Origin of the sequence: Eubacterium sp. LMAG:50 (genome assembly GCF_008680265.1) — a bacterium.
Taxonomy (GTDB): Bacteria; Bacillota; Clostridia; order Lachnospirales; family Lachnospiraceae; genus Eubacterium_U; species Eubacterium_U album.
In genome coordinates, this window is sequence record NZ_NALP01000007.1 from 600,489 (window position 1) to 615,455 (window position 14,967).

A 14,967-nucleotide genomic window follows, 5' to 3' on the forward strand; every position below is an offset into this window, starting at 1 on the left:
GATTGCTCATATGTGTCTACTCTCTTCGAATATCGTGCCTAAAGTCTGTCTTTTTGTCATCTCATATGGAAAAGTGCTCAGTTGGTTCAAGAAAACGCCGAGTTAGAAATCTTGAGGCTGATAGAGTTTTTCTATTGAAGACGCTCCATTCGTATAAGGAGCAGTTCGTTTGAGTCAGAAGCAGATAACATTTAGGATTTAAGAAAGAGAAGTAGGACTTTTAAAAGAAAAATTTAATATTGATAATCAGTCAGAACTTATGGCAGAGATGTACCAGGAGATGGAGCAGAGGGACGGACAACTCAATTTGTTTCAGGAGCAGAATCAAAGATTGCAGGCATTAAACAACGAGTTACAAGAGCAGCTTCACATCTTGCCAAGTATAGAGGAAATATTGGAATTATTGGAGAAGAAGGACGGAGAAATTCAGATATTGAAAGAGGAAAAGCAGATGCTGAAAGACGAAAATCAGCAATGGAAAGAATTAGCGTAGAAGTTGAACAACGAAAATCGGTTATTGCAGAGACAGAACGAGGAATTGTTGAACTGCAGAACCGACTAGAGAAAGCGAGGGATGTAGATGAACGATTTAAGAAGCTCAAAGCAAGACGAGCGGATGGAGGAAATGCTGGAAGTGTTGGAGAGCATGGAGCGGGAACTGATACAAAAAGAATACAAAGAAAATAGAGGAATATATTCAGAATCAGTTAAGAGAAGATTTAGAATATGATTAAATGACACTGAAAGAGTACATTGACCCGTTCACGGGTGAGCCGGTAAAGAAAAAGAAGTAAGAAAAGCCCAAGGGGCTTTCTAGAAAAATGATGTTGCGACTGGTGAACCATTTAGACGAGTCTTTAGACTTAGTGTCGGTAACAGACCCTTATTTTGATTGCCCAGTGAAAATCTTCAAATTCTTTTCTGGATTGCTCATATGTGTCTACTCTCTTTGAATATCGTGCCTAAAGTGAGCATTTTTGACATCTCACATGGAAAAAGTGCTCAGATGGTTCAAGAAATCATTGAATTAGAAATCTTGATTCGGATGCAAGTTTTCTGGGGGATATGCTCTATCCGTAAAGGAGGAGTGCATTTGAGTAAGCAAGGCAACTTTAAGGATTGAAGAAGAAGTAGAACTTGTTATGACAATGACGGAAACAAGACAGGGATTACGTATACTGACGGCAAAAATGTAAGCTACGCATATGATGAAAATAAAAATGTAACGGAAGTTACAGATGGTGACAAAAAGACGGAGTATACATATGACAGTGACAACAACAGAATAACAAAGACAGAAGGAAAAGTTACACAGGAAAGCACATATGACATATACGGTAACGTGCTTACGGTAAGCAGAAAAGAAAACGAAACTTCGAAGCTAATAGAATCATATGAATATGACTTAAACGGAAATGTAACAAAACATTATGAAAGTGGAATAATAAACGGCAAAAAGAAGACCACAACATATGAATATGACAGCCTTAACAGACTTGTGTCGGAAAAAGGAGACAAGACAGTTACATACACATATGATGATGTGGGGAATCTTCTAAAGGAGACAATAGGAAAGAAGTCCACAACATACACTTACAATAATTTAAATCAGCAGATTACAAAAAAGGGAAGCTCAGTATTTAGCGTAAAACGTTCAAACAAATACAGCGAAAACGGAACGGCGAAAAGAACGGTAAATCCTGAAAAAGAAATAAAAACTTATGAGATTAGTTCGCTTATGGATGGAACCGTAAGTGAAATAAAAAAAGGAATTTCGGAAAAGACGGCATACACATATGACGGCCTTGGAAACAGAACAAGAGAAACAATTACAACAGGACTAATCAAAAAGAAGAAAAAGGAAAAAGAGTATGTGTGGGACTACACAGAAAAATATCCGGTACTGCTTGAAGAAAAGGAATCAGATGGTACAATTATAAGGTACACATATGCAGGAAACAGGGAGAGGATACATGCAGATGTAGCGGCAAAAGGCGACAATGCCAAAACACAGATTTACAGTCTGTACACGGACAGACTCGGAAGCACAAGATGGGCACTGGATGAAAATGCAGAGGTTGCAGCGAAAACAGAGTATGATGCATGGGGAAAGCCGGAAACAGAAACGGTAAGCAGTAAACTTAACGGAATAAACATTTCAAAAAGTTATACCGGATATGTTTATGATGAAACAACCGGCTACTGGAATGCCGGAGCAAGAATGTACAATTGTGCAGACAGGGAATTTATACAGAAGGACCCTAAAGCAGGAAATGTATATGAAACCCTAACCCAGAACGGTTACACATATTGTGGAGACAATCCGCTGTATTACATAGATCCTGACGGATGTTCATACATAAGTACACTTGGAAATGCAGGAAGAACAGCTTTCAATGTTGTAAAGAGCGGAGCCGTAAGCGGACTTGGATTATATGCAAGGATATGTTGTGAAATAGATAACATGCCGACATGGGCAAAGGCAGCGGTTGGAACAACAGGAATAATAATTGCAGGAGCAAGTGGAGTGGGAGCAGCCGCAATAGCGGAAGCAGTAATAGCGTCAGCAGGAATATCCGCAGCAACAGACGGAGCATTTTACAGCATATATGCATTAAACAACGGAAGTTTCAGCAAATCAGAATTAAAGGACACGGTCATAAACGGAGCAGCAAACGGCTACATGTTTGCAGGAGCAGGGCTTGGAGTGGCAGGAATACGAAATGCTGCAAAGAGTGGAAAACTTGCAGGGGTTATGGCAGATGAAGCTGGTTCGGTTAAATTTGATGGCGGAAGTTGGAAGAAAAGTGGTAAATACTCAGGTACAGGAGAGTATGGAGATGTAGGTGGTCATCATGTTCATGCTAAAGCTGGTTTTAAAGGTGATATAAATTATGACCCTAAAAAAGGTTTTTCAATAAGTCAGGATTTTATGAAAGAAAATGGGTTAGACCACAATATTATGACTTCAAAACAGAGAGAACTATTTAAAGAGTTATATGAGAGTGGAAGATTAAATACTTTAGAAGAACATACACGAATTGCAAGAGAAGCCTTAAAAACTGGTGGAGCTAGTGATGCTATGATAGATGATTTAATTAATGCATCATTAAAAAATTTGAGTGAACAAGGTGTAACAGCACCTACAAGAATACCTTGGTATTCAAAATAAATATTAGGAGGAATGTAAGAATGGACAATTATTTAGAAGAATTTGGTGAGATTTTTATTAAGGAAGTGAGGGATAGAACTATTGATATATTTGATAGAAAAACGCAAGGTTTGATGAAAAGCAAAGAGTCTCAGTTATTATTTGAGAGAGTGACTAAATTGAATGATGAGCAAAAGTCTTTAATTAGTGATATTATTCCTCAAATTGTTGATTTGAGTATTCATAATATGTTATGCCTATTTGAAGAACATGATGAATTTCAGATTATTGTTGGCGGAGAGAACATTGCGGATATAAGTGATGGGTTATCTGGTGAATTGTACACATCGGATGGTTGGATTGAAAAATTTTCAGAGCAAAGATATTAAATGAAATATCGTTTTAATTATGTCTCCATTTAAGGTTAATAAATACTAAAATAGAATATTGTTTTTTCAAAGATCTAGAACGCATTGTTTTCATGTCACTTGTTGCTGTGAAGACAATGCGATTTTTATTACCCAGTGAAAATCTTCAAATTCTTTTCTGGATTGCTCATATGTGTCTACTCTCTTTGAATATCGTGTCTAAAGTGAGCCTTTTTGACATCTCACATGGAAAAAGTGCTCAGATGGTTCAAGAGATCATTGAATTATAAATCTTGATTCTGATGCAAGTTTTCTAGGGAATAAGCTCCATCCGTAAAGGAGGAATAAAAGAAACAATTAAAAGCAGAAATAAGAAAGCAGAAAAAGAGTATGTGTGGGACTACACGGAAAAATATCCGGTACTGCTTGAAGAAAAGGAATCAGATGGTACAATTGTAAGGTATACATATGCAGGAAACAGGGAAAGAGCATATGCGGATGTAACAAAAAACAGTGAAAATGCGAAAGCACAGGCTTACAGTCTCTATACGGACAGACTCGGAAGCACAAGATGGGCACTGGATGAAAATGCAGAGGTTGCAGCAAAAACAGAGTATGATGCATGGGGAAAGCCGGAAACAGAAACGGTAAGCAGTAAACTTAACGGAATAAACATTTCAAAAAGTTATACCGGATATGTTTATGATGAAACAACAGGCTACTGGAATGCGGGAGCAAGAATGTACAATTCCACAGACAGGGAATTTATACAGAAGGACCCTAAAGCAGGAAATGTATATGAAACCCTAACCCAGAACGGTTACATTTATTGCGGAGACAATCCGCTGTATTACATAGATCCTGACGGATGTTCATATATAAGCACACTTGGAAATGCAGGAAGAACAGCCTTCAACGTTGTAAAGAGCGGAGTGGCAGGCGGACTTGGATTTTACACAAGGGTATGCTGCGAAATAGATAACATGCCTACATGGGCAAAGGCAGCCGTTGGAACAACAGGAATAGTTGTAGCGGGAGTAAGCGGAGTAGGAGCAGCCGCAATAGCGGAAGCAGTAATAGCGTCAGCAGGAATATCGGCTGTAACAGACGGAGCATTTTACACCGTTGCATCACTTAGAAACGAAAGTTTTAGCAGGTCAGAATTAAAGGACACGGTCATAAATGGAGCAGTAAACGGCTACATGTTTGGAGGAGCCGGAGTAGGAGTAGCCGGAATACGAAACGCAGCAAAGAGTGGAAAACTTGCAGGGTTTATGGCAGATGAAGCAGGAAGCGTGTCGTATGAGGGTGGTAGTGGAAGTAAACCATATACAAATAGTCGCCCATCTTATGGTAAAAATCAAGTAAATGAAGTTTGGGAGAATGCGAAAGACCCTATTACAGGAAAAGTTTATGACCCATCTGGCGTTGAAATTACATGGGATAAAACTAAACCGAGAAATGGTCAATGGGATATGGGGCATATTCCTGGTGAGAAATACTCTGAAATGCATCAATTATATATGGATGATGTGATTTCAAAAGATGAATTTTTAGAATGGTATCGTAATCCTAAAAATTACAGACCAGAATTACCTAGTACAAATAGAAGTCATAAATATGAGTGAGGAAATAAAAATGAATATTGAGAAAGCAGATTATGGGACAATTGTTAAATTTGGTACATTAAAAGATTTATATGAAAAAATAAAGTTAAAAGACGATAATGTATCTGATATCATTAATTGGGTAGATGATAGTGGAATGAGTATTCTTGAAAGAAGCTTAGTATCCAGAAAATTTGAAATATCAAAATTTTTACTTGATAACAATGCAAAAGTAAACATAGTGTCAAAAGAAGGGAATAATGAATTTCATTTTTTGGCTCCCAATATAAATTGTATCGAAGCAGTTGAAATCGGAAAATTATTGCTAAGTAAAGGTACTTCGGTAATGCAAAAAGATGTAAAGTATGGTAATACAGCCTTTTTCTCATTATGCATGGAAGCTTTTAAGGAACGTTCAGAGAGTACAATGAATTTTATTGAAGAATGTTTTGAACAAGTAACAGATGTTGATGAGAAAAACAAGAATGGATTTAGCATTCGCAAACTGATTATGGAAAGGGGAAGCGATGAACTAAAAAAAAGATTGGAGGAAAAATATGCATAGCACAATGAACTTAGGAGGTTCTGTTGTTTCAAAGAATATATTAGAAAAAAGAGGACGAGTAAAATGGTGTTTTAGAGAAGAGAGTGTAAATAATATTGATAATGGGTGGAGATTTCTTTCGGAAATAGATACAGATGAATTTTTGGCAGATTCAAAAAACATGGTCATCTGTGATTGGGGCACAATTTTTGAAATAGAGCCTGCAATTGCTCCAATTTTTGAATTACCAATTGGAACAGAATTGACCTTAGAGTATGATGGCTCACAAAAATATTTTGTAAATTCTGAAACCGGAGAGAAACTTATATTTTAATTAGGGTTATACTTTTGGACTTCCAATAACCTACAACTCTTGCACGTCTATTAATTAACCATCATGGCTGCTGCGAAGCAATTAAGAATCCATGATGTTAATTAATAGACACTAGCGAAATTTTGCGGAGTTGGGTATACGAAAGGACATTGCAAAATCAAGATAGAATATTTCGAAAGATACCTATCTGGATAAAAACTACGGGTGAAATAAAGAAACGAAAACATAATACAAATCGGTTTCAGGCACCGAAGTCAGTAAGAAAAAGAGTATGTGTGGGACTACACAGAAAAGTATCCCGTACTGCTTGAAGAAAAGGAATCAGATGGTACAATTGTAAGGTATACATATGCAGGAAACAGGGAAAGAGCATATGCGGATGTGACAAAAAACTTGAAAATACTAACAGATATGATAAAATATAAAAGTTCTTAATAAATACACTAAGAATCAAAAAAATTTTTTAATCGGTGCGTGGCTCAGTTTGGTAGAGCGCTGCGTTCGGGACGCAGAGGTCGCAGGTTCGAATCCTGTCGCACCGATTTTTTAGTGCAAAAAAACAATATTTTATTATTGATATAAAAGCTGTAGTCTATATGAAAAAGCGAATTTTGCATTAAATACAATGCCCTGCAAAACATTTGCAATACATCATAATATTTGTAATTTGATGCCATATATGGTATTATAAGAAATGAGTATGGGCTTACGTAGAATTTAGAAAAATTCAGTAAAAGAGGCAAAAAATGGATACTTTAATTGTAAAAATGAATTCAGAAAATATTGATAATGAATCAATAAAAAAAGCTGGAGAAATAATAAGAGAAGGTGGACTTGTAGCATTCCCTACAGAGACTGTATACGGATTGGGTGCCAATGCATTAAATAAAGAGGCAGCTAAGAAGATTTATGCGGCAAAGGGCAGACCGTCTGACAATCCATTAATTGCACATATAGCAAATGAAGAGATGCTTAAACCGTTGGTAAAAGAGATTCCGGAAGTGGCAAAGAAACTTATGGATGCTTTTTGGCCGGGTCCAATGACACTTATTTTTAATAAAAGTGATATTGTTCCAAAGGACACAACGGGAGGATTGGATACAGTTGCTATAAGAATGCCAAATCACCCGATTGCACAGGCGCTTATAAAAGAAGCAGGTGTTAGCATAGCAGCACCAAGTGCAAATTTATCAGGAAAGCCAAGTCCTACATTAGGAGAACATGTTATTGATGACATGGATGGCAGAATTGATATGATTATTGACGGTGGAATGGTAGGAATGGGGTTGGAGTCAACGATTATTGACGTAACAGTTGAGCCGCCTATGATTTTGCGCCCAGGATTTATTACAAAAGAAATGTTAAAAGAAGTAATAGACCAAGTAGAAACGGATAAGGCGATTCTTACAAAGCCTACGGACGGACTTAGACCGAAGGCTCCAGGTATGAAATATAGGCATTACGCACCTAAAGCTGATTTTAGAATGTACGATGGAGAAGAAGAAAAGGTTGCGAATGAAATAATTAAAGTTGCCAATGAAAAGGATTCACAGGGATACGTTACGGGAATACTTACATCAGACCAGAATAAACATTTTTATGAAGGAAAGGTAAATGATGGAGTAGTTATAGTGTCACTAGGGGATTTGGACAAGCCTGAAACAATTGCAAATCATTTGTTTAAAGCACTGAGAGATTTTGATAAGATGGAAGCTCAGTTTATTTTTGGAGAAACATTTTCCAGAAAAGATGTAGGTGATGCGATTATGAACAGACTTACTAAGGCAGCAGGTTATAATATAATAAACTTATAGTATATTTGGAGGCATAATGGATTATTCAAAGATTATCTTCGTAACGAAAGATGATACATCAAGAGGTCCGTTGGCAGCGGCCATTTTAAGACAGAAGATGCCAATAGAACCAATTGAGATTGAATCCAGAGGCTTGATTGTATTGTTCCCGGAGCCGATAAATCAGAAAGTTGAGGCGATAGCAGCGGCAAAAGATTTAGACGTAAAGGGATATGCATCACAACAATTAAGTGAATCGGACTTTGGAAAAGATGTGTTAGTTTTAGTATTTGAAGAAAGTTTAAAGCCTACTGTATATGAGGAATATGCGGAGGCACAGAATGTTTACACATTCAAAGAATTTATAAATGAGTCAGGAAATATTGCGGACCCTTATGGTGGAGAATTACAGGAATATGGTAAGTTATACGACTCATTGAATGAATTAATGAGAAAATTGGTTTACAAATTAAGAGTACCAAAATTAAGTTAAAAAGATGGAGGAAGTAATAAATGGCAAAGACAATGGTAATGGATCATCCATTGATTCAGCACAAAATTGGAATAATCAGAAGAAAGGAAACAGGAACAAAGGATTTCAGACAGTTAATCAGTGAAATTGCAATGCTCATTACATATGAAGCAACAAGAGAATTAGAATTAACAGATGTTGAAATTGATACACCAATTTGCAAAACAACAGTAAAAGAATTAGGTGGAAAGAAGTTAGCAATAGTTCCTATCTTAAGAGCCGGTTTAGGAATGGTAGACGGAATGTTAGCAATGATTCCATCAGCAAAAGTAGGGCATATCGGACTTTATAGAGACCCTGTAACAGTAAAACCTGTTGAATACTACTGTAAATTACCTGAAGATTGTGAAAACAGAGATGTATTTGTAGTAGACCCAATGTTAGCAACAGGTGGTTCATCTGTAGCAGCAATTCAGATGTTAAAAGATAAAGGTGTAAAAAATATCAAATTTATGTGTATCATAGCAGCTCCTGAAGGAGTAAAAGCAATGCAGGAAGCACATCCTGATGTTGACATGTTTATCGGAGCATTAGACGAAAAATTAAATGAACACAGCTATATAGTACCAGGATTAGGAGACGCTGGAGACAGAATATTCGGAACTAAATAAGCACTGCATCAATAAGTAAAAATACGTTTTCTTGTGCTAGCACAAAAGAAAACGTATTTTTGCTTATTGATATAGCGCGCATGCGCGCGACCGAAATGAAGCGAAGCGGAATTGAGGTGCAGTGCTTATTTAGAAAGAAGAATGACTGCGACCGAAATGAAGCGAAGCGGAATTGAGGTGCAGTGCTTATTTAGAAGGAATGACTACAACCGAAATGAAGCGAAGCGGAATTGAGGTGCAGTGCTTGAGGTATAGCTTATGACAACAAGGAGGTACATGTATGCGAAGTTATAAAAGAAAAGACTATATATCCTGGGATGAATATTTTATGGGAGTTGCATATTTATCATCGATGCGCTCAAAAGACCCAAATACTCAGGTTGGAGCATGCATAGTAAGTCAGGATAATAAGATTTTATCTATGGGATACAACGGACTTCCTGTGGGATGTGACGATGATGAATTTCCATGGAATCGTGAAAGTGACAGCCCGTATGACAATAAATATTTTTACACAACACATAGTGAATTGAATGCAATATTAAATTACCGAGGTGGAAGTTTAGAAGGAGCAAAAATATACGTGACATTATTTCCCTGTAATGAATGCGCAAAAGCAATTATCCAATGTGGAATAAAAGAAGTTATTTACGATCAGGACAAATATGGAGATACGCCAGGGGTAAAAGCGTCGAAACGAATGATGGACGCTGCAGGTGTAAAATATACTCGCTATAAAAAATCAAATAGAATTATAGAAGTGGATTTATAATTTGCACATATTTTAACTGCATAGAAAAGAGATATGCGAATACAAAAGAGGGAATTATCCAAATTAAATGACGCAAAGTATAAATTGTTTTTCATTATGATAGACGTCGATAAATTTAATAAATTTTCTAAATTTGGTTAATATAAAAATAAAAAGGATTTAGAAAATGAAAAGTATTGATACAATAAAGTTGTTGCAGGAATGCGATGCCGGGACCAAAATGGCGGTAGCGTCAATAGACAATATGCTTGATAAAGTAGGAAGTCAGCAGTTGAAAAATGTCCTAGAAGAAAGCAAATCGCATCATGAAAGTCTAGGAAATCAAATTCATGATATGTTAAATGAAAGAGAAGCTTTTGAAAAAGAACCAAATCCAATAGCAAAAGGAATGTCTCGTGTGAAAACAGGTGTAAAAACAACAATGGAAAGCGGAGATGCTACAATTGCGGATTTGATTACAGATGGTTGCAATATGGGAATTAAATCTTTGCACAAATATTTAAACCAATATGAAAAAGCTGAAAAAAATGCTAAAGAAATGGCAAAACAAATAATAGAAATAGAGGAAAAACTCAGGAGTGAAGTCGCAGAATATTTATAGTGGCAAAATTAATAATAATTGCATACAATGTAAATAGGCAAGAATACTTGCTAGATTTAAGCACGTCGTTACTTTGAGCGCAAACTTTTAATTTAAGTGCTTCACTACTTTGGATGTGAACCTTTATTTTGAGCACTTGGCAGCTTAAAATGCGAATCATTATTTTTTTAGGGAGATAAAGTTCTTATCTCCCTGTTTTTGTGTATTATATGAATTAAATTTTATCGCTTGTAAAAACAAGCACGTCATTTACTATTGATTTCTTCTTTGAATTTCATATAAAAGAAGAACCATAATTGTATCTTTTAACCAATCATCTTCGGGATATATTATGCAGACATCATTTTCGCAGGCTGCATTTTCCATATGAACAATCTCAAAAATTCTATCCCTGATACCTAAAAGTCTGGTTTTATCAGGATATTCGTCGTACATAGGACTGCCGACATAATCCATTTTATCGCACTCTTCTTCTATAGTACTTTGAATTTTTGCAAAAGCTTTAGGGTACATTTCCTTAACATAATCAATTTTGTTAGAAAAAGAAGAATCCATCTTGATAAAAAAGCCTTCACTAAGTGAACTTTGCTGTATATAAACGGGTATATAATTATAAATCATTTTCAAATCCGACTATTTTCTTAATATATCTATATGACAAAATAAAAAATAACGTGATTGAAAAATAGACAAAATTCACATTAAAGCGTCAGAAAATTATTGTGGTAACGCATAAAGTAAAATTGCAAAAAAATGAAGGATGCTTCCAAGTAAAATAAATAAATGGAAGATAGAGTGCATATATCTGTGGTTTTTTCCAAGCCCATATAAAACAGCACCAACAGTATAAGCAATTCCACCGGAAACAAGTAATACAACTCCACCCATTCCCATAACTTCAAATGTCTGTCTTATAAAGAATATGATGCACCATCCCATGGCTAAATAGCAAATCATGGAAAATACGTTATATTTCTTTAAATCTATAGCAGTAAGCGTACATGCAACTACTGCACAACCCCAGACAATACCAAATAAAACCCATGCGATAACAGGATATTTAGGCATCATTGCAACAAGTAGTACAGGAGTATAACTTCCTGCAATTAAAAAGTAAATAGTGCAATGGTCAAGAACCTGCATAACTTTTTTGGCTTTGCCCGGTTTCAAACCGTGATAAATACTGGACATTGCATATAGGTCAATAAGAGTAATTCCATAAATGATACTACTTATTACACCGATAGCACTTCCGTGTTTAGCTGCCATAATAATACATAATACCATAGCTGCTATGCCTAATGCTCCCCCAACAATGTGGGATACCATATTAAAAATCTCTTCCCCTTTTGTGTAATCAGGGAGTTCTCTGTCGTCTAATTTAATTCTTTTAGCCATTTGACACCTCCAAAACATAACATGTAGTATTCAATACTACATCAGTATAACACAGTGAAATTTATAGTCAACAGTAAAATTCAAAAAGAAAAATAGAAAAAATTATAAAAAGGTATAGACAATTTGAAAATATGCATATATAATGTGAGTACACTAAAACAACAAAAAGTATATAGAAAGGAACAAAATAAATGAAAACAGGTATGCTGGGAATTTACGATGTTGATAGCAACTATGCGAATTCGCTTATGGAGTACATAAGTGACAAAAGAGGAATACCGTTTCGCACGGTTGCATTTACAGAATTAGAGGCACTTAAGGAATTTGCAGAAAAAAGAGAGATAGATATTTTGTTGATATCTGCAACTGCAATGACGCATGATATTGCTGAATATAATATTGGAAAGATAATTTTGCTGACGGATGGTAACGTATTTGCCGAATATATAAGTTATGCATCGATTTATAAATATCAATCTTCAGAAAATATTATAAGAGAAGTAATAAATTATTATGTCGATATAAGCACTGCGGAAGGCGTCGGGTCAGTTTTGGTTGATGATGTTGAAGTAATTGGAGTGTATTCGCCAATTGGCAGAAGTGGAAAGACCACATTTGCAATTACTTTAGGACAGGTTTTGGCGAAAGAGAAAGAAACCCTGTATATAAATATGGAGGAGTTTTCGGCTTTATCAAAGATTTTTAATAAAGAGTACAGCGGAGATTTGTCTGATTTAATGTATTTTTACAAGCAGAATCCGGAGTCGTTACCATTAAAACTTAAAGCGATAGTTAACAGCATAAATGAAATGGATTATATACCGCCTTCGATGTTTTCTAATGACTTGAGAAGTTTAGACAGTAGTGTTTGGTTAGGAATGATACAGGCAATTATTAATTCAGGAATGTACAAGACGATAATTTTAGATTTAAGCAATATGGTTAAAGACATTTATGAAGTGCTGGAGTTTTGTAACGTAATTTATATGCCAATGAATGATGACAGAATATCGCTAATGAAAATATCTGAATTTGAAGAATTTATATTTAAAACGGAGCAGGAAGAGTTGTTAGATAAGATTGTTAAGGTAAAACTGCCTATTTGCAATGAAAACCAATGGGATGAAGATTATTTTGATAAGCAGATTTGGGGTAGTTTAGGTGATTTTATAAGAAAACTGTTAAAAGAGGAAGTGGCTTGAAAACAAAAGTTGATTTAGAAGAATTACGTGAAAAAATAATTGAAGAGATAGACATGACAAGAAATCCTAATGATGAAGAGCTTCATGAAATAATTGATTATGTTATTGCAGGAGTTGCCAAGTGCAGACTTATGCCACTTTATGACAGATGGGAGATACATAGACAATTGTATGATTCAATCAGAGGACTTGGAATTTTAGAGGAACTTTTGGCAGATGATAATATTTCTGAAATTATGATTAATGGAGTGGACAATATTTATGTGGAAAAATTTGGCCGAATTGTAAAAATAGATGGGAAATTTCCTTCGGTAGAAAGGTTAGAGGACGTAATTCAGCAGATTGTTTCAGCAACAAATAGAAGGGTAAATCAGTCTGATCCTATAGTGGATACAAGATTGCCTGACGGCTCAAGAGTAAACGTGGTTTTGCCCCCTGTTGCGATTGATGGAGCAGCAGTAACAATTAGAAAATTTCCAGCTGACCAGATAACAATGGAAGATTTGATTAAATGGGGTTCTATCACAAAAGAGGCAGCTGACTTTCTTAAGAAACTTGTAGAAGGTGGATACAACATTTTTATAAGCGGAGGAACAGGCTCAGGTAAGACTACATTTTTAAATACATTGTCCAATTATATTCCGCGGGATGAGAGAATTATTACGATAGAGGATTCGGCAGAATTACAGTTACTCAATACTGACAATTTGGTGCGAATGGAAACAAGGCAGGCGAATACTGAGGGTGAAAATGAAATAACAATCAGAGATTTAATAAAGACAGCTTTGAGAATGAGGCCGGACAGAATAATTGTGGGAGAAGTAAGAGGCGCAGAAGCGGTGGATATGCTCCAGGCCATGAATACAGGACATGACGGTTCAATGTGTACAGGTCATGCAAACTCTGCACAAGATATGATGTACAGACTTGAAAACATGGTTTTGACAGGAATTGATATACCACTTGAAGCAATAAAATCACAGATTGGAGCAGCAATAGATATAGTGGTTCATTTGGGAAGATTAAGGGATAAGACACGAAAAGTTATGACAATACATGAGATGGTGAAAGATGAAAATGAAAAAATAAAACTTCAACCATTATATGTATATAAGGAAACAGGTGAAAGTAATGGTATTGTGCAGGGTAGTTTGGAAAAAACAGAAAAGAAACTAAAAAATAATGAAAAATTAGCAGCACATGGAATAGAAATATAGGTGTATAAATGGATTACGAAAAGTATGTGTTTAACAGGAAAGAGTTATTTAATTATCTAATAATGGCGATAGTATGTGTGCTTATGATTGCCAAATTATTTTATGGCAAATATTTATATGCAGTGCTTTTATCACCTTTAATAATAGTTATTTTAAGAATTAAAAAATTGCAATTAAAAAGAAAGCGTAAAGAAAAATTAGAGGAGCAGTTTAAAGATATGCTAATGGGAATGGCTGATGCGATGAGTGCAGGCGCATCTTCAGTAACAGCATTAAAAGAAAGTTATAAAGAGATGTTGGGAATGCATGGTTATAACAGTTATATTTGCCAGGAATTAAGGATTATATTATCAGGAATTAAATTAAATGTTCCGTTAGAAAAATTGTTAAAAAATTTTGCAGAGAGGGCAAATATAGAAGATTTAAATTTGTTTGTAGCCGTATTTGAAATAGCGCAGAAAAAAGGTGGAAATATGATTCATGTTGTAAAAAACGTAGCTGATAATATACGACAGAAATCAGAAGTAAAAGAGGAAATAAGAGTAGCTATAAACGGAAAAAAATATGAACAAAAAATAATGAGTACAGTTCCCGTTATTTTAATTGGATATATGCTGATTTCTTCACCGGGATTTTTAAATGTTATGTATGAAACATGGATGGGAAAAGGCATTATGACAATCGGGTTAATAGCGTATGTACTGGCAATCGTATGGGCACAAAGAATTATGGATGTTGAAATTTAATTATTTTATTGAAGATTATTGAGGTTGAGATTTAATGATTTTGGAAAGATGGATTATGGTAATGAAATATAGATTGTTAGATATCAGGGAA

18 protein-coding genes, 1 tRNA gene and 2 pseudogenes are annotated in these 14,967 nt (G+C 35.4%); 19 read left to right on the forward strand and 2 right to left on the reverse strand.

Annotated features, from left to right (window positions below):
• Positions 1 to 259 precede the first annotated feature (259 nt).
• The 16 genes and pseudogenes from CCC31_RS07935 to CCC31_RS08005 all read left to right on the forward strand — a co-directional run bounded on the left by CCC31_RS07935 (position 260) and on the right by CCC31_RS08005 (position 10,313).
• Positions 260 to 493 (forward strand): hypothetical protein, encoded by a 234-nt coding sequence (locus CCC31_RS07935; protein ID WP_290850774.1) that lies wholly within the window; start codon positions 260 to 262, stop codon positions 491 to 493.
• On the forward strand, positions 475 to 687 hold the full coding sequence (locus CCC31_RS07940; RefSeq protein WP_290850776.1) for a hypothetical protein: 213 nt from the start codon (positions 475 to 477) through the stop codon (positions 685 to 687). The genes CCC31_RS07935 and CCC31_RS07940 overlap by 19 nt, the downstream gene beginning before the upstream one ends.
• Positions 669 to 794, forward strand: a pseudogene (locus CCC31_RS12700) (IS200/IS605 family transposase); the annotation flags it as partial. The gene CCC31_RS07940 and the pseudogene CCC31_RS12700, both read left to right, overlap by 19 nt.
• Before the next feature lie 359 nt (positions 795 to 1,153).
• Positions 1,154 to 1,252 (forward strand): annotated as a pseudogene (locus tag CCC31_RS12705) (hypothetical protein); the annotation flags it as partial.
• Positions 1,253 to 1,342: 90 nt separating this feature from the next.
• Complete coding sequence (locus tag CCC31_RS07950) at positions 1,343 to 3,172, forward strand: RHS repeat-associated core domain-containing protein (RefSeq protein ID WP_290850778.1); 1,830 nt, start codon at positions 1,343 to 1,345, stop codon at positions 3,170 to 3,172.
• Between the two features lie 20 nt (positions 3,173 to 3,192).
• Positions 3,193 to 3,540, forward strand: coding sequence for a hypothetical protein (locus CCC31_RS07955; RefSeq protein ID WP_290850780.1), 348 nt, complete (start codon positions 3,193 to 3,195; stop codon positions 3,538 to 3,540).
• A 371-nt stretch (positions 3,541 to 3,911) separates the two neighbouring features.
• Positions 3,912 to 5,147 (forward strand): GH-E family nuclease, encoded by a 1,236-nt coding sequence (locus CCC31_RS07960; protein ID WP_290850782.1) that lies wholly within the window; start codon positions 3,912 to 3,914, stop codon positions 5,145 to 5,147.
• A gap of 10 nt (positions 5,148 to 5,157) precedes the next feature.
• Entirely contained in the window at positions 5,158 to 5,691 is a 534-nt protein-coding gene (locus tag CCC31_RS07965) for an ankyrin repeat domain-containing protein (RefSeq protein ID WP_147365064.1), read from the forward strand.
• On the forward strand, positions 5,684 to 6,004 hold the full coding sequence (locus tag CCC31_RS07970) for a DUF2185 domain-containing protein (RefSeq protein ID WP_118565972.1): 321 nt from the start codon (positions 5,684 to 5,686) through the stop codon (positions 6,002 to 6,004). Before CCC31_RS07965 ends, CCC31_RS07970 begins: the two co-directional genes overlap by 8 nt.
• Before the next feature lie 273 nt (positions 6,005 to 6,277).
• Positions 6,278 to 6,439: a hypothetical protein gene (locus CCC31_RS07975; protein ID WP_167553930.1), complete on the forward strand. Its 162-nt coding sequence runs from the start codon at positions 6,278 to 6,280 to the stop codon at positions 6,437 to 6,439.
• A gap of 33 nt (positions 6,440 to 6,472) precedes the next feature.
• Positions 6,473 to 6,546: transfer RNA gene (locus CCC31_RS07980), tRNA-Pro, on the forward strand.
• A 204-nt stretch (positions 6,547 to 6,750) separates the two neighbouring features.
• Complete coding sequence (locus CCC31_RS07985; protein WP_022089446.1) at positions 6,751 to 7,818, forward strand: L-threonylcarbamoyladenylate synthase; 1,068 nt, start codon at positions 6,751 to 6,753, stop codon at positions 7,816 to 7,818.
• Positions 7,819 to 7,834: 16 nt separating this feature from the next.
• Positions 7,835 to 8,290, forward strand: a complete 456-nt coding sequence (locus CCC31_RS07990; RefSeq protein ID WP_022089447.1) for a low molecular weight phosphotyrosine protein phosphatase — start codon at positions 7,835 to 7,837, stop codon at positions 8,288 to 8,290.
• A gap of 20 nt (positions 8,291 to 8,310) precedes the next feature.
• Complete coding sequence (upp, locus tag CCC31_RS07995; protein ID WP_022089448.1) at positions 8,311 to 8,940, forward strand: uracil phosphoribosyltransferase; 630 nt, start codon at positions 8,311 to 8,313, stop codon at positions 8,938 to 8,940.
• Positions 8,941 to 9,220: 280 nt separating this feature from the next.
• The gene (locus CCC31_RS08000) at positions 9,221 to 9,712 is read left to right on the forward strand and encodes a dCMP deaminase family protein (RefSeq protein WP_022089449.1); all 492 of its coding nucleotides are present in this window, start codon (positions 9,221 to 9,223) and stop codon (positions 9,710 to 9,712) included.
• A gap of 166 nt (positions 9,713 to 9,878) precedes the next feature.
• The gene (locus tag CCC31_RS08005) at positions 9,879 to 10,313 is read left to right on the forward strand and encodes a hypothetical protein (RefSeq protein WP_022089450.1); all 435 of its coding nucleotides are present in this window, start codon (positions 9,879 to 9,881) and stop codon (positions 10,311 to 10,313) included.
• Positions 10,314 to 10,565: 252 nt separating this feature from the next.
• Here the strand turns inward: CCC31_RS08005 and CCC31_RS08010 are convergent, their stop codons facing one another.
• On the reverse strand, positions 10,566 to 10,934 hold the full coding sequence (locus CCC31_RS08010; RefSeq protein WP_022089451.1) for a hypothetical protein: 369 nt from the start codon (positions 10,932 to 10,934) through the stop codon (positions 10,566 to 10,568).
• 96 nt (positions 10,935 to 11,030) lie between these two features.
• Complete coding sequence (locus tag CCC31_RS08015; protein WP_022089452.1) at positions 11,031 to 11,711, reverse strand: hemolysin III family protein; 681 nt, start codon at positions 11,709 to 11,711, stop codon at positions 11,031 to 11,033.
• A gap of 191 nt (positions 11,712 to 11,902) precedes the next feature.
• On the opposite strand from CCC31_RS08015, the gene CCC31_RS08020 reads away from it, so the two are divergent.
• Genes CCC31_RS08020 through CCC31_RS08030 form a run of 3 tightly spaced genes read left to right on the forward strand, consistent with a single transcriptional unit; the run spans position 11,903 to position 14,876 of the window.
• A complete protein-coding gene (locus CCC31_RS08020; RefSeq protein WP_290850791.1) occupies positions 11,903 to 12,913 on the forward strand; it encodes a hypothetical protein in 1,011 nt (336 codons plus the stop codon).
• Positions 12,914 to 12,966: 53 nt separating this feature from the next.
• Positions 12,967 to 14,130, forward strand: coding sequence for a CpaF family protein (locus tag CCC31_RS08025; RefSeq protein WP_290851727.1), 1,164 nt, complete (start codon positions 12,967 to 12,969; stop codon positions 14,128 to 14,130).
• Positions 14,131 to 14,138: 8 nt separating this feature from the next.
• Positions 14,139 to 14,876, forward strand: a complete 738-nt coding sequence (locus tag CCC31_RS08030) for a type II secretion system F family protein (protein WP_022089172.1) — start codon at positions 14,139 to 14,141, stop codon at positions 14,874 to 14,876.
• The last annotated feature ends 91 nt before the right edge of the window (positions 14,877 to 14,967 follow it).